At 77.9% G+C, this 416-nt stretch carries 1 protein-coding gene; it reads left to right on the forward strand.

Annotated elements, in window-relative coordinates:
• Positions 1 to 387: transketolase C-terminal domain-containing protein (locus E1283_RS36900; protein ID WP_279571329.1), on the forward strand; the 387-nt coding region annotated here is incomplete at its 5' end.
• Positions 388 to 416 lie beyond the last annotated feature (29 nt).

Below are 416 nucleotides of genomic sequence, written 5' to 3' on the forward strand. Positions count from 1 at the left end.
GGTGGCGGTTTCCGGGTGTTGCGCCGTGGCCGGGCCTGCGTGGTCGTCGCGGTCGGGCCGACGCTCGGCCCCGTGCTGCGCGCGACCGCCGGGCTGGACGTGACCGTGCTGCACGCGGCGACCGTCCGGCCGTTCGACGAGATCACCCTGCGGACCGCCGCGTTGGCCGCCGACCACCCGGACGTCGTCCTGGTCGAGCCGCACCTGCCGGGCGCCTCGGCGCGGCACGTCGCCAGGACCCTCGTCCATGTGCCGCACCGGCTCCTCGCGTTGGGCCTCGACGGCGACGAACCCGGCCTCGCCGACGCCGTCCGACGCTTCCCGCGCCAGGACCCGCGCGACCCGCGCGACCCGCGCGACCCGCTGGACCCGAACGGCGGCGTCTGACGGCCCAGCCCCCGCCCCATCTCTCTCCC

The organism is Streptomyces hainanensis (assembly GCF_004348415.1).
Taxonomy (GTDB): Bacteria; Actinomycetota; Actinomycetes; order Streptomycetales; family Streptomycetaceae; genus Streptomyces; species Streptomyces hainanensis.